Origin of the sequence: Wolbachia endosymbiont of Leptopilina clavipes, assembly GCF_006334525.1 — a bacterium.
In the GTDB taxonomy this organism is placed as follows: Bacteria; Pseudomonadota; Alphaproteobacteria; order Rickettsiales; family Anaplasmataceae; genus Wolbachia.
This window is the reverse complement of sequence record NZ_QJHA01000004.1, coordinates 28,995-50,205: the sequence shown is the minus strand read 5'-3', so window position 1 is coordinate 50,205 and position 21,211 is coordinate 28,995. Positions and strand designations below refer to the sequence as shown.

20 protein-coding genes and 1 pseudogene are annotated in these 21,211 nt (G+C 33.4%); 14 read left to right on the top strand and 7 right to left on the bottom strand.

Annotated elements, in window-relative coordinates; all coding sequences use genetic code 11:
* The first annotated feature begins 356 nt into the window (after nt 1-356).
* A complete protein-coding gene (locus OUY_RS00490) occupies nt 357-605 on the top strand; it encodes a hypothetical protein (RefSeq protein ID WP_139686409.1) in 249 nt (82 codons plus the stop codon).
* A gap of 370 nt (nt 606-975) precedes the next feature.
* Here OUY_RS00490 and OUY_RS06785 read toward each other — a convergent pair.
* Nucleotides 976-1,945 (bottom strand): annotated as a pseudogene (locus tag OUY_RS06785) (hypothetical protein).
* Between the two features lie 144 nt (nt 1,946-2,089).
* On the opposite strand from OUY_RS06785, the gene recG reads away from it, so the two are divergent.
* Nucleotides 2,090-4,129, top strand: a complete 2,040-nt coding sequence (gene recG, locus OUY_RS00480; protein ID WP_139686408.1) for an ATP-dependent DNA helicase RecG — start codon at nt 2,090-2,092, stop codon at nt 4,127-4,129.
* A gap of 328 nt (nt 4,130-4,457) precedes the next feature.
* Complete coding sequence (locus tag OUY_RS00475) at nt 4,458-4,652, top strand: hypothetical protein (RefSeq protein ID WP_139686407.1); 195 nt, start codon at nt 4,458-4,460, stop codon at nt 4,650-4,652.
* A 220-nt stretch (nt 4,653-4,872) separates the two neighbouring features.
* Here the strand turns inward: OUY_RS00475 and ykgO are convergent, their stop codons facing one another.
* Both ykgO and OUY_RS00460 read right to left on the bottom strand, forming a co-directional pair.
* A complete protein-coding gene (gene ykgO / locus OUY_RS00465; RefSeq protein ID WP_006015378.1) occupies nt 4,873-5,001 on the bottom strand; it encodes a type B 50S ribosomal protein L36 in 129 nt (42 codons plus the stop codon).
* Between the two features lie 69 nt (nt 5,002-5,070).
* Nucleotides 5,071-5,889, bottom strand: coding sequence for a pyruvate, water dikinase regulatory protein (locus tag OUY_RS00460; protein WP_010402159.1), 819 nt, complete (start codon nt 5,887-5,889; stop codon nt 5,071-5,073).
* Between the two features lie 142 nt (nt 5,890-6,031).
* On the opposite strand from OUY_RS00460, the gene ccmC reads away from it, so the two are divergent.
* Entirely contained in the window at nt 6,032-6,742 is a 711-nt protein-coding gene (gene ccmC, locus OUY_RS00455; protein WP_139686406.1) for a heme ABC transporter permease CcmC, read from the top strand.
* 42 nt (nt 6,743-6,784) lie between these two features.
* On the opposite strand, the gene OUY_RS06085 is transcribed toward ccmC, so the two are convergent.
* Nucleotides 6,785-6,979, bottom strand: a complete 195-nt coding sequence (locus tag OUY_RS06085; RefSeq protein WP_246038505.1) for a hypothetical protein — start codon at nt 6,977-6,979, stop codon at nt 6,785-6,787.
* A 103-nt stretch (nt 6,980-7,082) separates the two neighbouring features.
* Here OUY_RS06085 and OUY_RS06080 point away from each other — a divergent pair, with 103 nt between their 5' ends.
* From OUY_RS06080 to OUY_RS00435, 5 genes are all read left to right on the top strand, one after another.
* Nucleotides 7,083-7,472: a hypothetical protein gene (locus OUY_RS06080; RefSeq protein WP_246038503.1), complete on the top strand. Its 390-nt coding sequence runs from the start codon at nt 7,083-7,085 to the stop codon at nt 7,470-7,472.
* Nucleotides 7,469-7,678 carry a hypothetical protein gene (locus OUY_RS06075; RefSeq protein WP_246038501.1) on the top strand — a complete coding sequence of 70 codons (210 nt, stop codon included), beginning with the start codon at nt 7,469-7,471 and terminating at the stop codon, nt 7,676-7,678. Before OUY_RS06080 ends, OUY_RS06075 begins: the two co-directional genes overlap by 4 nt.
* A gap of 563 nt (nt 7,679-8,241) precedes the next feature.
* Nucleotides 8,242-9,717 (top strand): type II secretion system protein GspD, encoded by a 1,476-nt coding sequence (locus tag OUY_RS00445; RefSeq protein ID WP_179949510.1) that lies wholly within the window; start codon nt 8,242-8,244, stop codon nt 9,715-9,717.
* A gap of 227 nt (nt 9,718-9,944) precedes the next feature.
* The gene (gene guaA, locus OUY_RS00440; protein WP_139686404.1) at nt 9,945-11,507 is read left to right on the top strand and encodes a glutamine-hydrolyzing GMP synthase; all 1,563 of its coding nucleotides are present in this window, start codon (nt 9,945-9,947) and stop codon (nt 11,505-11,507) included.
* A gap of 369 nt (nt 11,508-11,876) precedes the next feature.
* Nucleotides 11,877-12,581, top strand: a complete 705-nt coding sequence (locus OUY_RS00435) for an ankyrin repeat domain-containing protein (RefSeq protein ID WP_139686403.1) — start codon at nt 11,877-11,879, stop codon at nt 12,579-12,581.
* Nucleotides 12,582-12,829: 248 nt separating this feature from the next.
* Here the strand turns inward: OUY_RS00435 and OUY_RS00430 are convergent, their stop codons facing one another.
* Complete coding sequence (locus OUY_RS00430; RefSeq protein WP_029237607.1) at nt 12,830-13,522, bottom strand: TerC family protein; 693 nt, start codon at nt 13,520-13,522, stop codon at nt 12,830-12,832.
* Nucleotides 13,523-13,804: 282 nt separating this feature from the next.
* Here OUY_RS00430 and OUY_RS00425 point away from each other — a divergent pair, with 282 nt between their 5' ends.
* The 3 genes from OUY_RS00425 (at nt 13,805) to lepA (ending at nt 18,155) form a co-directional block, all read left to right on the top strand.
* A complete protein-coding gene (locus OUY_RS00425; RefSeq protein WP_010402191.1) occupies nt 13,805-15,181 on the top strand; it encodes a malonyl-CoA decarboxylase in 1,377 nt (458 codons plus the stop codon).
* Nucleotides 15,182-15,458: 277 nt separating this feature from the next.
* The gene (locus OUY_RS00420; protein ID WP_246038499.1) at nt 15,459-16,277 is read left to right on the top strand and encodes a hypothetical protein; all 819 of its coding nucleotides are present in this window, start codon (nt 15,459-15,461) and stop codon (nt 16,275-16,277) included.
* A gap of 81 nt (nt 16,278-16,358) precedes the next feature.
* Entirely contained in the window at nt 16,359-18,155 is a 1,797-nt protein-coding gene (gene lepA / locus OUY_RS00415) for a translation elongation factor 4 (protein ID WP_139686401.1), read from the top strand.
* Nucleotides 18,156-18,394: 239 nt separating this feature from the next.
* Here lepA and OUY_RS00410 read toward each other — a convergent pair whose 3' ends face one another.
* Complete coding sequence (locus OUY_RS00410; protein ID WP_139686400.1) at nt 18,395-19,267, bottom strand: hypothetical protein; 873 nt, start codon at nt 19,265-19,267, stop codon at nt 18,395-18,397.
* A 95-nt stretch (nt 19,268-19,362) separates the two neighbouring features.
* On the bottom strand, nt 19,363-19,734 hold the full coding sequence (locus tag OUY_RS00405; RefSeq protein ID WP_006015443.1) for a glutaredoxin: 372 nt from the start codon (nt 19,732-19,734) through the stop codon (nt 19,363-19,365).
* A 68-nt stretch (nt 19,735-19,802) separates the two neighbouring features.
* Here OUY_RS00405 and ribF point away from each other — a divergent pair, with 68 nt between their 5' ends.
* Together ribF and lspA are read left to right on the top strand one after the other, a co-directional pair.
* The gene (gene ribF, locus OUY_RS00400) at nt 19,803-20,735 is read left to right on the top strand and encodes a riboflavin biosynthesis protein RibF (protein ID WP_139686399.1); all 933 of its coding nucleotides are present in this window, start codon (nt 19,803-19,805) and stop codon (nt 20,733-20,735) included.
* Complete coding sequence (gene lspA / locus OUY_RS00395) at nt 20,732-21,208, top strand: signal peptidase II (RefSeq protein WP_139686398.1); 477 nt, start codon at nt 20,732-20,734, stop codon at nt 21,206-21,208. The genes ribF and lspA overlap by 4 nt, the downstream gene beginning before the upstream one ends.
* Nucleotides 21,209-21,211: the final 3 nt, after the last annotated feature.

Genomic DNA, 21,211 nt, shown 5'->3' with positions numbered 1-21,211 from the left:
AATCCCAACTTTGGTTTTAGTATTTTTTCTTGTGTTGTATTCATATCTGACACTCCTTTAAAACTTGTCTATATTTTTATCTTACTTTGTTTGCTTGTCAGATCAAGTCTAGACTATTACATACTATTCTCCTCCGAACTTAGTTCACACAGTTATTCAGACACTTCTGAATTTACCATCCCCAATTCCACTGCTTTTTTATATTTTGACTAGGTCTTCTCCTACAATTAGATAATCAGTACTCTTATCTGAAATGTACCATATAACTACACCAAGCTACAAATATGACACAAGAGTTTAGATTATTTTAGTTATTCTCTTGTATAAGATACTCTTTATATAAAAAAGAGGACCATATGAGTGAAGCAACTTTTTCTGAAAAAAATCAGCTTTCTAGAGAAGACATAGCAGAGTTAACAGAACTTATGTGTCTTGAACGAAGTAAAGTAAGTGAAAGTGGAACAGGGCTATTAGAACTTATAGCTGAACAGGAGCAAATACTTGAGGATTTAGGAATAGAATCAAAAGAGCTTTTATGTTCTCAGCATACAGGAATGTATGAGAACCTTAGTCAGCCCTATTCTACGGATCTCGAGGTTTTATAGCAGATATATAGATTATCATTATTATTGATACCTACTCAAGAGTTGCTATGGCAAACAGAGAAAACTGCAATTACTGCCGCTAATCTTTAATATATCTTTCTTTGATGGTTCTATTATCGCGCATTTTGACTGATATGGGCTATGATAAACCAGAAAATCACAGCTATATTTAGGAATTGAGACAAGGCCTCATTTAGGTAAATATTGCTATGCAGACTTTTCTTGATAGCAAGCATATTGCTTTTTAGAAAAATATTAGTAGCATCAAACATAGAGATTGATATTAGTTTTTCTGTCAGATTAAGTTGCGTCTAGTACAACTGACTATGCAAATAAGCTAACAGAACTTGAGATATTTTAATTGTTAGTTTTAGGGTGTATTTTCGTGTTCATTGCTATGAATGGGCAGAGCTACCTCTTCGAGGTAGCTCATCGGATCACCTAAATCATGCTCTATTTCTACTTCAAACTTGAACCCTAACTTCTCGCAGAATTTATAGAAATATTCTTTAATAATATCAAATAAACTTATGCCATCAGTTTTATAATCTCTCAATTTTCGAGGTACAGTAAGTGACAATTTGCCATCTTGATATACTACATCATCTTTCCCATCTTGATACTGAAGTGTGAATTTGATTGAACTTTGTATAGTAGCTATAGCTGCATCTTTTGAGTTTTCATATTCCTTTGTCTTGTTAGGGTCTAATACAGATATAGACATTTTAGATTCAATTTTTGTATAACTTGATTCAGTGCAATTAATATTTATTGTTTTCTTGAGAACCCCAGTTACGAGGTTGTGGCTTGCCAACGCAGGTGTATCAACATGAAAAGATAAATTACCATCATAACCAAGTTGGTTACAACTGGTGATTAACTCTTCCAAAATAGGATCACTTGGAACTTTTGCTGCAGCATATTTGAACATTTCCCTGAAAACTTCTTTTGCAATTAGGCGATAATTATTGTTTTTATCTCCTTTTTTTTGGTAATAGATGAGTGTACCCTTTACCTAGATTGTAAAACCTTTCAAACTCCTCTTTATATTGGTCGGTTTTTTTATTACCAGGTATCTCTTGCTTTTTATAATGTCTATTCCAAACTTCATCAAAATTATGTTGATCTACTCCATCTATCAATGCGCCAATTAAAATTTCGTCTAGACTTTTGCTGTTAATAACAAACCTCATTCTTCGAAAATCGTCATACATCTGTTTTCCAGTAGTTGCTAACTTGTTGCTTTTGTCAGCCCTTAACCTACTAAAATCAAACTTTTCTGCCTGAGCTTTGAGTGTAACTACTGGATTTTCATTTTTTTCCTGTGTAGAGTTGTTCATTGTTAATACTTTGATATGAATTGCTGATAGTATAATAATACATAAAAATAGTTAATATATCAATAATATACTTAACATAGACAGTCATAATAGGGTGACAGGATTTTAGTAAGGCTCTATTATGAATAAACGGTTTTACACAGTATGAATGTTGATGAGCAGTCAAGTGTGCTGACTTTTCTAAATAGTAAAATTGAGAATATACCAAGGTTTCATTCCGCAATATTGCCTAAACTTTGCGGTGGAGACAGAGTAATGGACTTGCTGTTTTATAGGCCGCTCAGCTATGTGGATAGAAGTAAATCACTACCTGATGCTCAAGTGGGAGAATTTACAACTTTTGTGGCAAAAGTGTATGAGCACCAGCGCCCCACTGTTAGAGGTAGGCCATATAAAATAATCGTTGAAAGTGAAAGTCAGTATTTATTTATAGTTTTTTTTAATTACTCAGTTAAATATTTGTATAAATTATTTCCAGTTGGAACAGATATAGTAATCAGTGGTAAACTTGAAAAGTTTGCCGAACATTGGCAAATTACTCACCCAGATTACATGTTGTCTGATATCAATCTATTTAAAGAAATAGCCTGCATAGAGCCAGTTTACCAATTATGTCGCGGTATTACTAACAAGAGCATTAGAAACATAATAAGTTCTAATCTAAAAGATTTGCCTGATTTGCCAGAGTGGATAGATGAAATATTAATCAAGCAAAAGAAATGGCTGAATTGGAAAGAAAGCATCATAAGATTGCACAGACCGAGCTCACTCGCAGAAGCAGAAGTTTGCAGAGAAAGACTTGCTTATGATGAGCTATTTGCGTACCAGTTGGCACTAAAGCTTGCAAGGGAAAATCATGTAAAAAAAGAGGGAAAAGAATTTATAATATTGAGTAAATACAAAGAGCAGGTCTTAAATGAATTACCGTTCCAATTAACAAATGATCAAATTCGAGCGATAGATGAAATCTCAGAAAGACAAAAATCCAGATACCGCATGGTAAGTCTGCTGCAAGGTGACGTTGGGAGTGGCAAAACTGTAGTTGCACTCTTTGCGATGCTGAATGTGGTAGAAAATAACATGCAAGCAGCTCTAATGGCACCAACTACTATCTTGGCTGAGCAACATTATAATTGGATCGAAGAAGCTCTATCTTGTACTGATATAAAAGTTGCTTTGCTTACCGGTAAAACTGCGCGCAAGGAAAGAAAGATTATTATGAACGAACTTGCAAGTGGTATTTTAAATATAGTAATTGGTACTCATGCATTATTTCAAGCCAACGTTACATTTAAAAATTTAGGACTCGCAGTCATAGACGAACAACAGCGATTTGGAGTGATACAGAGGAATCGGTTGGTAGGAAAAGGAGAAAATACCGATATACTTTTTGTTACTGCAACTCCCATTCCAAGAACCTTGCAGCAAGCTATGTATGGTGATGTTGAATGTTCTATTTTAAGGGAAAAACCAAAATCTAGATTGCCAATAAAAACCGTTATTATGAACGTTAAAAAAGTATCAGATATTATTCAAAAACTGAAAGATGCTATAAATAGAGGCGAAAAAGCATATTGGATTTGTCCATATATAGAAGAAAATGAAGAACTCAATGTTGCCGCAGCAGAAATACGCTTTCAGGAGTTACAAAAGACATTTTTTGATAGAGTTGGAATAATACACGGAAAACTAACTCAAGATCAGAAAGATCAAGTCATGTTTTCCTTCAAGAGAAATGAATTTTCTCTGCTTGTTGCAACCACTGTGATAGAAGTTGGCATAGATGTACCAGATGCAACTATTATGATTATAGAGAATGCAGAACAGTTTGGGTTATCGCAATTACATCAGTTGAGAGGTAGAGTAGGACGAGGAAATAAACCGTCTTTTTGTGTACTGTTATATGATAATCTCAGTAAAAGTTCGTATTCAAAGTTAAAGATTATGTGTGAGTCACAAGATGGATTTTATATTGCTGAAAAGGATATGATGCTGAGGGGTAGCGGAGATATTCTAGGCACAAAACAATCAGGGTGTATGGAGTTTAAATTTGCTGATTTATATGAGGACAGAGAATTGCTCAACCTTGCATATAATAGTGCAAAAGGTACAATAGCTAATTTTGAATTACTGCTTGATATATTTGAATATAGAAGTAGACTACATTTTTCAAAATTTCAGTAATCTTCCAAGCCATAACCTTCATGAGTAGAAATTCCTTGACAGACGGGAGTATTTAAAAAACCATACGCGTCAAGTTAAGGAAAAATAAGAGTGAAGAAGAAGTTTTTACCATAAGAATAAATTGTGCAGAGTTAATAGCAGGCCCTGTAAACAAAATGTTAGCAGGTCAAATTAATCAAGGGCAAGAAGTATAAAAATGGAAAAAAGCGGTAACTTAGCCTAATGACAATAAATATATATATAGAAGGTACCGTTTTAAAGAGCACAAAAGGAATACACAGTAAAAGCGAGAAGAAGTTGAGAATATGTATGGAAGCAGTGTGGAGAAGTGGCTGCCAATGATCAAAAATTTACCACAATTACAGAAGTATACACAAGAGGTTTAAAAGGTGATGCAAAAAGGGAATTTTGGCAAAATGACTTAAGTATGCACAACAAGATCCAGATTTGCATAATTGATGATCAGATGTCATTCATGCTCAGCCTATATATAGAAAAAATTCTCAAGCTCAAGAAGGCTTAGGGTGGAACTAAAATTCATGGACTTGTTGACGCGCGTAATTAATTTCTTTTTTTTAAGTTAATTAATGTTAACAAGCCACGTCTGCCTGTAATCATGTTAATACCAAAATATAATGTAAGAGAAGAAATGGGCAGTGCTGTGGTTAAATACAACAATTTTTGTTTCTTTCTAACCATGCTTCCATATGAAAAACATATGACATAAAAAGGAAAACAAAAAGCTAAGAACCTTGACGCGCTTTACATCTTGGCTTTACCTTATTTATAATATAAACCTTACCACCCCTTTTCACAACTTTACAATTTTTATCTCTGTTACGATGAGATTTTAGTGACCCTTTAACTTTCATATCTACAGTAAGAATAGAATTACCTTACATTATGATCACTGACAGAGAGTTAGTCAATTGATAAATTTTTCACATTTTATTAAAATACTGTATAATTGTTGCTGATACTTCTTCGATTGATCTTTGCGTGACATCAATAATTGGCCAGTTATTTTGCTTAAAGAACTCCTCTGCTTCTTTAATTTCCTTTTCTACTTTTCTAGGGTCAGCATATATATTATTACCTTCATTATTAATTGAAGTCAGTCTATTTTTGCGTATTTCTATTAGCCTTCTTACGTCTATTGTTACTCCTATAGTCAGTTTATTTTTTAATTTTGCTAAGTCGACGTAAAAGGGTATCTCGCTAACAAAAGGAACATTTGCAACTTTATAGCCTCGGTAAGCTAAATACATACTGGTGGGAGATTTTGATGTGCGTGAAACTCCAACCAAAATTATATCGGCTTTATCAATATCTTGAATATTTTGTCCATCATCATGATTAATGGTATAGTTTATTGCCTCAATGCGCTGAAAATATTCGTTATTTATCTCAGCATGTAAGTCAAGTTTTTCGTCTTTTTCAATTTCAAGATAGGATGAGATTTCCCTAATAATGTGTGATAATATCGCTCTGTAGGGAATTTTTAGCTTTATACAATTATTTTTTAGATATTTTCTTAGCTCATCATTAGTAATAGTGCATATAACAAAATTATGCTCATCACTTTTTCTATTAATTTCCTCTAAAATTTTGTCAATCTGCTCTTCTCCTTTTACGAAAGACCAAACATATTCGATCGTTTCTACAGAACGAAAGTGTTTCAGAGCTGATTTTGCAACTGATATAACAGTTTCACCACTTGAATCTGACACTAAGTGTAGGTTAAGCTTTTTAAGGATCATCAACGTTATACTAAAAATAATAGCAAGCAATCTGCTACTGAAATTGTGCTAATTTATTATACTACGTAAATATAGAAAAACTATCTTGTTGATAAAACTCAAACTAATTGATAAATTCTTAACACAATTATTCTCAAAACGAATGTTTTTATTAAAGCCTACAAATTTCACTTCTTTTACTAAAAAAGCTCTACCTTGGCTTGGGGTTATTTGTTTCGCATGTTTTTTAATTGGAATGTTCTTGGCATTATTCTTCTCCCCAGGAGATTATAAACAAGGAGAAATTGTACGAATTATGTATCTTCATGTGCCTTCTGCATGGCTTGCTCTTGGAATATACGGACTCATTGCATCACTCAGTTTCATTTCATTGGTGTGGAACAATAGCGTTGCTAGTGTTTTGGCACATGCTGCTGCTCCTGCAGGGACAGTCTTTGCGGCAATATGCTTAATCACAGGTAGCGTCTGGGGAAAAGGAACATGGGGTACTTGGTGGGTATGGGATGCAAGGCTTACTTCAATGCTGATTTTGTTTTTTCTGTATGTTGGTTATCTTTCATTGTGGAGCGCTTTTGATAATCAAGCAAGAGCAGAGAAATCATCAGCAGTATTTGCCATTTTTAGTGCTATAAATATTCCCATAGTAAAATTTTCTGTGAATTTATGGTCTACTCTTCATCAGCCAGCAAGTATTTTTAGAAAAGGTGGAGTAGCAATAGAAGGTTCTTTACTGCTGCCACTAATTGCAATGTTTATATTTTGTACCACACTTTTTTTAGTAGTGTGGATACTTAATGCCCTTCATTTAATTAATTTGCAGAAGATAAAGAGAGAAATCAGCATGCGATATTAGGTATATAGTTCCAGAGTGTAATGTTGTGAACAGCTACGGAAATTAAAATGTAGAGCAATCATCAGCAGAGACTGAGTGGTATAAAAAAATAGCTGAAGAATGTAAAAAAGGAAGTGGTATAGATAAATCTGTTACCGATAGAGAAGGTGAAATTGATACGGGCGAACCTGTTACTGATGAAGGAGAGAATGAAAATGGAGAAATTACATCTCGAAAAGTAACCTCAGATTGTTCCAAGTATGAAAATTGTGGGCCATATTCTCATTTTTATAAAGTTGATAATAAGATAGGTTGTCAAGGTTTTAGTGCATCTGATTTACTAAAGGAATTATATCCTGAGATGTACAGTAATCCTAAGATTGCAAAATATATAGAAGGGGGAGCAAATGGTAATTATGGTGCAGTAAATTTTAAATTTGCCTTTACAGAGGATCTTAATTCAATATCCTGGCTTGGTAATATAGAATGTGAAAAATGTGTCGATGATCAAATAGAGTTAGCGTGTCAAGAAGAAGAGATTAAGAGTTTCTGTTACCCGAACGTTTACTATGGTAATCCAGAATTCAACAAGAGCTTTTTTTCCAGAGGAGCATGTCCTAATCTCTTTAGAGAGTCCAGTGAAACAAGTGTTGTAAAAGCAAAACAAGTTGCACCATTGATACTTGTTAATACCTTAGGACAAATGATAGATAAAGAGGGTAATAACACAAAGTATACTATGATGCATTGAAGCGTTATCTAAATGATGATAGTAAAATCAAGGATTGTGGAGATAATCAAAAGTGTAAGGATTATATTCCAATTATGGAGAAAGTTGCATGGAATAGTGATAAGGAAGTACTATTAAAAACTGCTGTTAATAATACGCAAGAAGCAAATCCTTACTATTATGGAAATGAGGATAATTCTACTTCCGTTGAATTTGGTTCTATATAAGGCTGAATTTGTCTAATTTTTTCTACACTAGACACAATTTAGTCGTATCTGAACAAATACATAATCTATATAAAGAGGACGTAGGTACCATCTGTCCTTTTAAGGCATTTATGTCAATGATATGCGTAATCCATGATTTTAAACATGATGATCCTCCTAAGTAATACAAAAAAACTCAGAAAAATGTACATAGCTATGATAGAAGTTATCTATACATAAGTACAATATACTTTAACTAGAGATTATAAATTAATTAAGTTGAAAAGTCTGCAGACGAAGATAGATTTCGAGCTCTAGAATATCTTCACTATCAAAATAACAAAGCTGTCAAAATTTGCAAGTAATTTTTATCGCAACTGTACAAACATTGCACAGGACAAATTTAAAATGCTGTAAAATGGTGTCTGTTCAGACGCATGTGAAACCAGTGCTTCTTTTCATCCCACTTCCATACGGCTAAACCCTTTTCATAATCTCCTATCTATCATTTCTTAAACCACTCCCCTGAACGGATACAATTAAATACATTTTTAACATTTTTATAGAAAACTATTAGTATAGATTTGTATGCTGCCCTCATGGCTATTTTAAAATGTTTAATACTCCTTTTCATTATTTCTTGTACACATCTACCTAACAAGCAACATTCTGTTAATATAGACAATTATAAGCACGATTATTCGTTGCAACAATATAATACTCCTTTGAAGAATAACGAACCAGCAATACCAGAAATGATACCTTTACCGGTAGAGTTTCCCAATCTTACAACCAGTAATCAGTTTCTTTCGATTAATGTTGATGAAAAAGTACCAGTAAAGGATTTACTGATTGAGATAGGAAAACTTTCTGACGTTAACTTAGACATAGATCCCAAAATATCAGGTAATATTATTTTAAAGCTAAAAGATAAGAACATAAACGAAGTAATTCAGAATATAGCCAACAGCGCCAAATTGCGTTACTCAATGAATAATGGTGTAATTAGAATTGAACAAGATTTGCCATATGCACAAAATTATTACGTAGACTTCATCAATATTCAACACTCTGCGCAAAGGAGTTTTATCATTGGTAACAATATTACCGACAGTGATGGTGATAGAAACTATATGAAATCTCAATATAGTAGTGATTTATGGAATTCATTAGAAAAAGGCTTAAATGCAATAATGGATGTTAACGGAGTAGATGATGGTGAGTTTCTTTCATCCAACAGAGAAACTGGTGTCATTATTCTAAATGCTAGAAAAGATATTCACAAAGCTGTTGAAGAATATATTAATAAAGTTAAGAAATTGGCGTCTTCTCAAGTAATGATCGAGGCCAAAATAGTTGAAGTTTTATTAGACGATAAATACCTTTCTGGTATCAACTTAAATGATTTGCATAATGAAACCAAATCTATAACAAATCAAGGTAACTCTATTATTGACCTAGCAATTAACTCTAGTGTGAGTGATTTAGGAGATTTAGTAAAAATTTTAAATAAATTTGGCACTTCAACCGTAATTTCAAGCCCTAGAGTACATGCTATAAATAATCAGCAAGCAATGATTTCATTTACTAAAAACCATATCTATTTTACTTCCGATATACAGAAAGATACCGGAAACTCCAATCATGCCTTAATTACCAAGATGAATAGCACTCCAATAGGTGTGGTGTTAATAATCCACCCAAGCATTAACATTGATACTAATGAAATATTCATGGATATACATCCAACCTTATCAAGAATTAACGATTACACTAAAGACCCAAATATAGAATATGTCGCACAGCAGAATAAAATGAAATTAAATAGTGACATTCCAATTATTGAAACCAGAGAAATGCACTCTACGTTAAAAATTAAGAGCGGCGAAGTTATGGTAATTGGTGGGCTTATAGAGCATAGAAAAGATAACCAAAACTTATTGCATCAAAAGTCAAAAAAACTGGCTAAGACAGTAGAAACCGTCATCTTCCTGAAAGCAACAATCGTACCAACACTTGGTTTATTAGATATAAAAGATAGGAATTTATATATATATTAAACGTATCCGTTCAGGCAATGGCATCAACTTAAGGAAAGATGTTGGGGTTGCTATTATGATAAGAAGAGAGTATCAGAATGATAATTAAGACAGCTTAATCACAAATCTGTTGCGGTAAATTTAAGTTACTTTAGTCATATATTAAAGTTTTTAAACAGGTCTTAGTTTACTTACTTTATTGTTTTCTTTATTATCAAATATTGCTTTAAATAATATGGAGGAGCACATTGTCAGCAATTGCCGTTATTGATTTTGGTTCACAGTTTACACAGCTTATTGCAAGACAAATCAGGGAAATGGGCGTTTACTGTGAAATATTTCCAAGCAATATCGATTTCGAAACAGTATCAAAATTCAATGGATTTATTTTTTCTGGAGGACCGCAATCTGTAAATGACAATTGCTCTGAAGTAAGTGAAGTAGCACATAAAATTATAAAACTTAACGAAACAATAAACACTCCTATACTTGGAATATGTTATGGACAGCAACTCATTTGTCATTATTTCGGGGCAAAGGTAAGAAAAGAATTCAATCAGGAATTTGGCAAAACTAAAATCAAGATACTAAAAGAATCCCCAATTATAAAGGATACTTGGAACGTTAATTCCGAAGTCGATGTGCTAATGAACCATGCAGACAGTGTCGAAACTATACCGCAAGGATTTACTGCTATTGCCTCAGGTATAATAAATCAAACAATCGCAATAATTGCCAACGAACAGCGGAAGATTTACTGTACTCAGTTCCATCCTGAAGTTAAGCCTACGACAAATGGTAGTAAACTTCTCTCTAATTTCTTAGATATTGCAAATTGTGAGAGAGATTGGACAATGAAGTCATTCGTTGAAAAACAGAAAGAAAAAATTCAAAACTTAGTAGGGGAGAAAAAAGTAATTGCTGCAGTAAGTGGGGGGGTTGATTCAAGTGTTGCAGCAGTTCTTACACACAAAGCTATAGGAAAACAATTAAACTGTATTTTTATCGATACTGGGTTATTGCGTAAGAGCCAGACCACTGCTATGTTAAAAGAAATTCCAATAAATTACGTTGATAAATCAAACTTGTTTTTAAGTAGGTTAAAGGGAATAACTGATCCGGAAGAAAAGCGAAAAATTATCGGCAATACTTTTATCGAAGTATTTGAAGAAGAGGCAAAAAAAATAGGTGATGTGGATTTTTTAATGCAAGGCACCATTTACTCTGATGTAGTTGAATCAGGGCACGCTTCAGGAAACACTAGTACAATTAAATCTCATCACAATGTTGGTGGGTTGCCAGAAAAAATGAATCTGAAACTAGTAGAACCTTTACGCTATCTCTTTAAAGATGAAGTAAGGCTGCTTGGCAAAGAAATTGGGCTTTCAGATGAGATAATATTTCAACATCCATTTCCTGGGCCTGGACTTGCAGTGAGGATCATAGGTGAGGTTGATGAAGAAAAGGTACGAATATTGCAAGAAGTAGATGAAATATATATCAACACAATGAAAAATTATGATCTGTATGATAAAATATGGCAGGCTTTTGCTGTACTGTTACCAGTAAAAACTGTGGGAGTTATGGGAGATAATCGTACATACGGATATGTTTGCGCTTTAAGGGCTGTGACTTCATCTGATGGCATGACAGCTGATGCATTTCCATTTGAAAATAAAGATCAACATTCGTTAGTATTTTGGAGGTTTTTGCAAGACGTCAGTAGTATAATTGTTAACAAGGTTTCCGGAGTAAATCGAGTTGTGTATGATTTAACTTCCAAGCCACCAGCAACTATTGAGTGGGAGTAGCAATAATTTCATTCCAGTTTCAGCTACTCGAATCACACCAAAGAGGCTGCTTGCATAACTCAAATTTTAAGGAAAACTATTTAATGTCATTCCAGCGCGTGACGCTGGTTCCTGGATCCCAGTGTCCGGGCACTGGGATGACAACGAAGGGTTATTTGGATAATAGCCGTACTTGATCTGGATTCCAGTGTCAAGCTACTCGGATGACAGAAAAAGGAGCACTTGGATGACAAGGAAGTTGAATGACACCACAGAGGCTACTTGAATCTAATTTACTATTCACAATCCCAGTTATTAGCTTGTTTTAATCGACTTTTTATCATAATCATGTAATAATTAAACATATCGTTTGATATTGAAGGTAAAATCATGACAAGAGAATATGAATCACTGAAAACAGTACTGAGGACGATTGAGGCTAAGAAAGATTTAAATAAAGATAATATAATTAAGAAAATACAAGAAGAACTAAAGAAACAGAATCAAGATCTATATCAAGAGTGGGAGAAAGGTAATTTTGATGTAAATCATGTATTTGATATTTACCCATACGAAAAGTGGACGTTATTAATTATAGCTGCTGAGAATGGTTACAAAAAGACAGTAGGGTTTTTAATCGGAGCAAAAGCAGATGTTAATGTGAGAGATAAAAGTGGGTACACTGCTTTGCACTTTGCTGCTTACACAGAGATAGTAGAGGTTTTACTCAAAGAAGGAGCAAAAGTTAATGCAGTAGATAAAGATGGAAAGACTCCTTTAGATCATGCTAAGAGTCAAGACGTAGTAAAAGCTCTATTAGACGCAGGAGGAGGCTCTTTTGTAAAAGCGCGTAATAAAGCAAAGATTGCCGGTGGAGTAACTGGATTATTAGGCACTGCTATAGCAGTGGCACTTTTTACAACTGGAACAATTACAGCTCAGTTGACACCTATCGTTATAGCAGTGGTTGCAGTTACAGCAGCAGCACTGGTAGTTGGTTGTGCTACATATGCATTACTAAAGCCTAGTACTAAAGTTGATGGAGCAGAGAAACCATCTGCCGCCTTAATAAATGGACAGCAAGCACCTACTTGACAGTAGAGCGTGTGACGCACAGCTGTATGAACATTATCTGTAGGATGCCAGTGTATGGGCACTGGGATCCAGTTAAGTTGGTAAGCATAAAAGTAATGTAAAAATACAATGTTTTTGATGATGGAAAAATGGATCCCAGTGTCAAGCATTGGGATGACACCGAAGCTGAATGACACCTTCCTGCTAAAAAATGTTCGCACAGTTGTACGTCACGCACTGATTGGATTTTTGCTTCGTGTAAAATAGTTTCAAGGCTGTATTTTCTTTATTTTGCTTATAGCTTCCACAAGCAATGCAAACATAAATGAAGAATACAAACATGCTTTTGGTAGTTCTATGTGAAGCCCTTCAAGTGTTAGATATACACCGACGAGTAAAATAAATAGAATGGCAATTACTTTTAAGCTTGGGTTGGATTTTATTACCTGAGCGGTATAACTTGATGAAAATAGCATCGCTAGTATGGAAAATGTAAATGCTATGGCAATGATTATCATATTGTGAGTTAATGCTATGGCAGTTAATATCGAATCAACCGAAAAAACTAAATCTATTAATATAATTTGTAGCACAACTAAAAAAAATTGTGATTTAACATTTGCCTTTGTTTTATTCTCCTTATGTACAAAAATGTCGCTCCATAACTCCATAGAGCTTTTAACAATAAGGAATAACCCTCCTGCAATCATAAGTAAATCCTTTACTGAGATATCCAGAGATACAGTGTGAAATATAGGCTTTTGCATTGATAATATATATGATGTAAAAAATAGTATTACAAAACGCATCAATAGCGCCAAGCCAAAACCTATAAGGCGGGCTCTTTCTCTCAGCAGATTTGGCACCTTATCTATTGCTAGAGAAATAAAGATTAAATTGTCTATACCAAGTATAGTTTCAAGTAGCGTAAGTATCAATAAAGTCCAAGCATCAGCTAGCATTTTCATTCCAAAGTCAGATTTTGTACTTTACAATAGATGTGTAAAAATTAAGTAACTTCGCCTAGGTAATTAAAAAATCAGCCTTACCCGAAAAAGGAAGAGAAAAAAGGTCATTTTTATAATAAAAGTACTTTTATAAGAAGAATAATAAAATTAAAAATCTAACTCTCTTTACGAAAATTTTAAATAGATTATAAAATAGTTGTACCATGAAAGTATATGCCTTCTTTGTAGACTAAGATTTTTCTTTAAATTAAGATAGATACATAGTAAAAGGAATTTATGACAAAAGAATCATTAGCAAAAACTGATATAGTGAAAGTTGAAGATCAGAAAGCACCAAAGAGCTTTTTTAAGATACTAGGTGAAGTAGCAAACGCTGTAAGATCATGGGTTGGCAATATTAACCCTGATTTAAGTAGTAGTCGCGATGTCGATAGTTTAGTCTTGAAGATGAACGAATGCTTAAACCCAAAGGGAGGTGAAGTCTCAGCACGTAAGAACACCGTATCTCTTGGTAATTTGTACTTGAGTTTATCAGAGGCAGGTCAAATAAAATTTTTACAAACCCTGGCAGAAAAATTCAATCCGGATAAAACGAAAATAGATGAAGAAATAAAAGTATATAAGAAAAATCAAGATTCTGAGTCGAGCTATAAGTTTGAACAAGACTTAATAAAAGTCCTTGAATCACCACGCTCTAAAATATTGAAGCAGTTTATCTCCTTACCAGAAGGTCTTAAGTTTATTGTTGATATGCGTTCTGATGTGCTTAAGCTAAAGAACCAATATGAAAATCTAAACCCACTAGAAAATGAATTAAAAAATATACTCTGTACTTTGGTTGATGTTGATCTACTTGATCTTCATCAAATCACCTGGGATTCACCTGCATCATTGTTGGAAAAACTTATAAAATATGAAGCTGTACATAAAATTTCTTCTTGGGGTGACCTAAAAAATAGGCTAGATTCTGATCGTCTCTGTTTTGCTTTCTTTCATTACAAAATACCAAACGAACCTCTAATTTTTGTAGAGGTTGCATTGATGAATGAGATTTCAGATAGTATTCAACACCTTTTGGATGAGTCAGTGCCCTCAAGTGACCCAAGTAGTGCAAGTACTGCTATATTCTATTCAATATCAAACACTCAAACTGGTTTATCTGGAATTAGCCTCGGTAACTTTTTAATAAAGAGAGTCGTAGAAAAACTATCGCAAGAATTTAAAAGCGTAAAAGTGTATGCAACTCTTTCTCCAGTTCCTGGATTTACAAAATGGCTAAAAAATCAAGACGTAGCTTTATTAGGTAAGCTTAATATAAAACAATCAGGTACAGAAATTTTAGAAAGCATAAAAACTAACATTGAATGCGAAAAACAGTCCCTACTGAAACTTTGTGCACACTATTTGCTAAAGGTTAAAAGCAGTAGTGGTGGTGCTTATGATCCGGTCGCACACTTTCATTTAAGCAATGGTGCATCAATAAAACAACTAAACTGGATGGCTGATACTTCTGAAAAAGGCATTAGTCAGTCAGCCGGGATAATGGTGAATTATTTGTATGAATTGCCTAAAATAGGTAACAATCATGAGAATTATATGATTAATAAAGTGATTTCTCATTCAAAAAAAGTGTCAGCTATGTTAAAGGAATAATAGGAAGTGCGCAAGCATGTAGAAAGTGCTAACATTCCCTAATGTTTATGTATATAATATTGAATAGTTTTATGAGGTAAAATGTATTAGTAGTGAGATATTAAAAAAAATAAAACAAAAAATACAAGATAGAGTAACACGTAAAGAACTGTACAGTGTCTTTACATATTCTGAAGAAATAAAGTCATTTAATGATTATGTTAGTAGTATTAAACGTGATGGAATAAACTCAGAGAAATCAAGTCTATTGAAAGATATTTATGAAGGCCTTAATTCTATGTTTACTAACATTGCTATCGACTGGGATAGCAATCGAGGTAGCCTAAGTAGTGAAAAAATTAATATACATTATCAAAACTTAGGGTCTGTCTTAGAGATGGTAATCATAATTGAAGGATTGAAGACAGGATTGGGCCAAGCATACGTGATACTCGGCATTGATGAATCCACGTTAATTTGTGATATCGAATCACTTCAGAAAAAAATGGAAGAAAAGCTAAAAGGAATGCAACAACAAAATGAAGCAAGGCAAGAAGAATTAGAAAAGAAAATTGAAGAAAAGTTTAGAAAGTATATAGAAAACGGCACTATTGATGCAGTATCAATTGAAAAATATGATAATTGTAGTTTGTGTGATGCAGTAATCAATCTAAAAGACAACAGTAAAAGCATAAATATTGAGATAAGCGAGTTTTTAAATAATGATTTTCGTAAAAAAAACAATATTCATGAAATTCATATTTTAAATGGCGATCAAGAAGAAGTTGTCTGTGGCTTTGTAGATAAAAATGGAGTGAGGTGTTATAATTTAGGTACTGCAGCTCAATATGGAATAAAGTTTAATTGGTATATAGATGAAAGGGAATTTATCATTATATTAAGTGCTAATAGCGATGGCACTATTAAAATAGCAAGTGATAAGCCAGATGATAAAGATTTAGAAGAAAATAAAGATGTAAGAATTAAAGTTGGTAATGATTACCTAAGCCTTGCTGATGCAGTAAAAACATGCAAGCAGGAAAAGAATGAGGAAAGTAGCAAACTGAGTCAACCATCAACTACTGAATACTTCCGACCAGTACAGACGCCAGCTTAATGTTTTCAGCAAAAAGGAAGATAAGTAATTGCTCTTGTAATACTTAAAATGTAAAATAGATCTACTTAAATAAGTAGATCTATGAACAATATAAGAAATTTTGCAATAATAGCACATATAGATCATGGGAAGTCAACTCTTGCTGATCGTTTGATAGAAGAATGTAACGGTCTTGAGACAAGGGAAATGACCAATCAGGTACTTGACTCAATGGATATAGAGCGTGAACGCGGAATCACAATCAAAGCACAAACGGTAAGACTCAATTACACTGCAAATAATGGTAATAAATATTGCCTCAACCTCATGGACACACCAGGTCATGTTGACTTTTCATATGAAGTCAGCCGAAGCTTAGCTGCATGTGAAGGCTCACTTTTGGTGGTGGACAGCAGCCAAGGAGTTGAAGCTCAGACTCTGGCAAATGTGTACAAGGCAATTGACAATAATCATGAGATAATAGTTGTGCTCAATAAAGTTGACCTTCCTGCTGCAGATCCAGAAAAGGTAAAGCTTCAGATTGAAGAGGTAATCGGAATTGATGCAACTGAGTCAATTTTGATATCGGCAAAAACTGGTCTTGGGATAAAGGATGTACTTGAAGCTATAGTGACAAAACTTCCCGCTCCTCAAGGTGATACAAATGCTCCACTGCAAGCAATTTTAGTTGATAGTTGGTATGATCCTTACCTAGGAGTAGTAATTTTAGTGCGAGTTAAAAATGGAGTACTAAAAAAAGGCATGAGAATCGTTATGATGTCTAATAATGCTACATATCAGGTCGATAATATCGGTATTTTCACTCCTAAAAAAGTTATGACTGGTGAACTTTCAGCAGGTGAAGTTGGTTTTATAACTGCTTCAATGAAAGAAGTAGCAGACTGCAAAGTAGGAGACACTATTACTGAAGAGAAAAGGCCGTGCAGCAAGGCATTACCTGGCTTTAAAGAAGTACATCCTGTAGTATTTTGCAGTATTTTTCCCAATAACACAGATGATTTTAAATATTTAAGGGAAGCACTAGAAAAATTACATTTAAATGATGCTAGTTTTACATTTGATGCTGAAACGTCAAATGCCCTAGGTTATGGATTTCGTTGCGGTTTCTTAGGAATGCTACATCTTGAAGTCATTCAAGAAAGACTCGAAAGAGAATTTGATTTAGATCTAACAGCAACTGCACCGAGTGTTATATATAAAGTTGCAACACAAAATGGTAAAGTTTTAAATATCCATAACCCAAGCGATATGCCAGACCCTACAAAAATTGAAATAGTGGAAGAACCGTGGATCACTGCAACTATAATGGTACCTGATCAATATTTAGGAGAGATTCTATCTCTGTGTGAAGAGAGGAGAGGGGAACAGCAGGATTTATCTTATGTTGGTAATACGACAACAGCACTACTGAAGTATAAATTACCGCTGTCTGAGGTTGTTTTTGATTTTTACGATAGACTAAAATCAATTTCCAAGGGATATGCAAGTTTAGATTGGGAAATATCCGATTATCAGGAAAGTCAGATAGATAAATTAAGTTTTTTAGTTAATGGAGAACCTGTGGATGCGTTAGCCTGCATTGTTCATAAAAGCAGGGCAGAAAAAAGAGGCCGTGAAATATGTGCACGTTTGAAAGACTTGATACCACGCCAGCAATATAAAATCGCGATTCAAGCGGCAGTAGGCGGAAAAATTATTGCTAGAGAAACGATTAACCCGTATAGAAAAGATGTAATAGCCAAGCTCTATGGTGGAGACGTCACACGAAGGATGAAGCTGCTTGAAAAGCAGAAGAAAGGTAAGAAAAGATTGCATTCTGTAGGAAACATAAACATCCCACAAAATGCTTTTATTGAGGCTTTGAAAATAAATGATTAATATATATCCAAAAACATAAATTTAAAGAACTAAGTGATATTTTCTCAATAAATTTACTGACATTGATATGGGTAAATTTGAAATAGCTATGTGAATTTGTAAAACACTATATAAGATACCATACAACGAAATCATCCCAGTGTTAAACGCTGGGATGACAGAGAGCAGCTCAATTGCTCCACTCAATCAGTAAAAATCAGATATATGTAGACATTGGCTAAAACCATTCCAACAACATTTTAGTGAAACTTAACAAGCTTATCTATAGTTTTAGTGATGATTCTTGGAGTATTTGGAGAGACTTCTGAGCCCAGTCTATTTAACCGCTCTATAGCAAACCCGCTGTTCTCATTTATTATGAAATCACATAAAATATTTTCTATATCTTTAATAACACTTTCATGCTTTCTCAGAGGATGGTTATTCAGATATCTATGAATGGTTTTGATGCTAGAATACTCAACGAAAGCTTGATCTTTAAAAGCAAGTTGTCTCAATTTCTCTTTGAATTTTTCTTCTTCATCTCTTACTAAAAGGCAAGACTTTATCAGTGATTTTATAATCGAGTTTATAGCCTGATGTATTTCAGAATGCACTATAACTTTGATGATATTTTCTTCCACTATGCAATCATAAGTGCTTTTTTCGCTCTTTAATGACTCTATAAGCATTTTGCTATTTTGCGAATTCAATTCCAGATTCTCTTCACTTATAGGAGTCATTATAAAGGTATTCTTATTTACCCTGATGTAAAATTGTGGCAACCCTTTAGAACAGGCAAATGCTACATCCTTAGACTCAAGTGCGTGATTGTATGAAGAAGAAAGGGTGCTTGCTATAACGCTACTTGGTACTTTCATTCCATGATTACTTAGGTGATTTAACACATTCTCAACATCATGATATGTAAAACCTGTATCTTTTATCAATTCAACAACTTCTATGCAATTGTGTTGTTTATACTCTATTGTCACTTCTTCTGTAAAAAGAGTTTTAGCTGCTATATGCTTATCAAGCACTGTGAAAATCTTGATGAAACTCTCTAAATCTTGTTTGTTAATTAATTCAATACTAATTAAGTTTTTGCTAACAATTATAATATTTTTTATCATTTTTTCCCACTAAAAAAACTCACTAGATGAATTGTATTTTTAATTCATTAAAAATTGTTTAAAGTGGGTATGCCAGCAACAGTAAGACAAAAAAATCACATAAAATCTTCATTATGTATTATATTACATCCCTCGTGTTCATCACTGCCGCTTGTGTAAGCTGTTGCATTAATGCTATCTTCATTGTTATTTAACATATTATCCAACTTTCCTTCTTTTTCAAGATCCATCAATTTGTCACATCCAGCAATATGATGTACATAATCACCATTTTCATCAGTAATAAAAATTTGTGGAACTGTCCTGACGTTATATTTTGATTTTATACCGTCAAACAAATCCGAGTTTCTAAGTACATCAATTTCTTCGTATTTCACACCTTTTTCATCCAATAACTCTTTTGCTTTCTTGCAGAATGGGCAGTACTTCTTCACATATATTACAACTTTTCCTTTAGTGTTTTTCACGATTTATCTCCATAGTTTATAAAATACAACTATTATATATAAAAAATATATATAAAATATCAAATTGTATGAAAATTATTTACAACTGTGAGCGAGGGATAAAAGATAATGTGGCGCTAACTTTCGGAAATTTCGATGGCGTTCATTTAGGGCATAAGTTTGCAATTTCCAATCTAAAGAAGGTAGCACAAGAAAGAGGATTACCCTCTGCAGTTTTAACTTTTGAGCCTCACCCATCAACTGTTTTATTTAGTAGGAACAATTTTAGGTTAATAGATCAAGAACAAAAAAGGGAACTAATCAGCAGCTATGGTATAGATTACTTGTATATTATTAATTTTAGTAGAGGTTTTTCTGAGGTTAGCTGCGATGACTTTATTGGTAAGATTTTGGTAAAGAAGTATGGTGCTAAACATATAACTGTTGGAGAAAGTTGTACTTTTGGTCACAAACGATTGGGTAACATATTAACTCTAGAAAAATATTCTCAGATGTATGAATATTCTTTAACTAAATTAGAGCCATTGATAATCGATAGAAAAATTTGCTCTTCTTCCTCAATCAGGGAGTGTTTACAAAAAGGAGAAATAGAAATTGCTAATAAATTGCTTGGTAGGTCTTATCAAGTTTCTGGTATTGTAACAAAAGGTGCATGTAGAGGTAGAGAAATAGGGTTTCCAACCATAAACATTCCGATAGAAGATTACATGATAAAACCTAAGCTTGGTACATATTACGCCAAAGTTGCATTTTCTGAAAATAGTTCAAGTTGGCTATATGGAGTAGTCAACATTGGTATGAGACCTACATTTAAGGACTTAAAAAAACCTATAGTAGAAATGCATATATTTGACTTCAACGAAAATGTATACAATTTTAAGGTTGATATACAACTTTTAAAATTTATTAGGGCAGAAAAAAAATTCCATAGTATTAACGAGTTAACAAAACAGATAGATCGTGATATAATGAAGGCTTACCAGTTAAAGATAAATTTATGAAAAGGATATGTTTAGTTATTATATTGATTATAGTATCATTCGATCAAACAAGTAAATTGTATATAAACTCTTTGATTGATGAGGGGGAGTCAATCGAGATTACTAGTTTTATGAAATTAGTTGAAGTTTGGAATTCAGGAATTAGCTTTGGAATGTGTAGTACTCTGCCGCATGGCAGCTTCTTTTTTTCAGCATGTTCAATATTAATAATTGGTATACTTACATACTTGATATATAAATCTAATGATAAGTCAATTTACCTTAGTTTTTCTCTGATGATTGGTGGAGCGATCGGAAATGTAATTGATAGAATCTATTGGGGAGCTGTATATGACTTCATATATTTTCATATCAATGATTGGTATTGGCCAGCCTTTAATTTAGCAGATCTATCTATAGTTTGTGGAATGTGTACATTGTTATATAAGTGGTATATATATGATAGGTCTATCTCTAAGCAAAATGAGGAATGAAAT

Excerpts from the sequence above, each read along its gene's own strand:
- recG (WP_139686408.1), top strand. The coding sequence starts at position 2,090 with ATGAATGTTGATGAGCAGTCAAGTGTGCTGACTTTTCTAAATAGTAAA.
- lepA (WP_139686401.1), top strand. The coding sequence starts at position 16,359 with ATGAACAATATAAGAAATTTTGCAATAATAGCACATATAGATCATGGG.
- ykgO (WP_006015378.1), bottom strand. The coding sequence starts at position 5,001 with ATGAAAGTTAAAGGGTCACTAAAATCTCATCGTAACAGAGATAAAAAT.
- ccmC (WP_139686406.1), top strand. The coding sequence starts at position 6,032 with ATGTTTTTATTAAAGCCTACAAATTTCACTTCTTTTACTAAAAAAGCT.
- OUY_RS00420 (WP_246038499.1), top strand. The coding sequence starts at position 15,459 with ATGTTTACTAACATTGCTATCGACTGGGATAGCAATCGAGGTAGCCTA.
- ribF (WP_139686399.1), top strand. The coding sequence starts at position 19,803 with ATGAAAATTATTTACAACTGTGAGCGAGGGATAAAAGATAATGTGGCG.
- OUY_RS00410 (WP_139686400.1), bottom strand. The coding sequence starts at position 19,267 with ATGATAAAAAATATTATAATTGTTAGCAAAAACTTAATTAGTATTGAA.
- OUY_RS00460 (WP_010402159.1), bottom strand. The coding sequence starts at position 5,889 with ATGATCCTTAAAAAGCTTAACCTACACTTAGTGTCAGATTCAAGTGGT.
- OUY_RS00435 (WP_139686403.1), top strand. The coding sequence starts at position 11,877 with ATGACAAGAGAATATGAATCACTGAAAACAGTACTGAGGACGATTGAG.
- lspA (WP_139686398.1), top strand. The coding sequence starts at position 20,732 with ATGAAAAGGATATGTTTAGTTATTATATTGATTATAGTATCATTCGAT.
- OUY_RS00425 (WP_010402191.1), top strand. The coding sequence starts at position 13,805 with ATGACAAAAGAATCATTAGCAAAAACTGATATAGTGAAAGTTGAAGAT.
- OUY_RS00430 (WP_029237607.1), bottom strand. The coding sequence starts at position 13,522 with ATGCTAGCTGATGCTTGGACTTTATTGATACTTACGCTACTTGAAACT.
- OUY_RS00490 (WP_139686409.1), top strand. The coding sequence starts at position 357 with ATGAGTGAAGCAACTTTTTCTGAAAAAAATCAGCTTTCTAGAGAAGAC.
- OUY_RS06080 (WP_246038503.1), top strand. The coding sequence starts at position 7,083 with ATGTACAGTAATCCTAAGATTGCAAAATATATAGAAGGGGGAGCAAAT.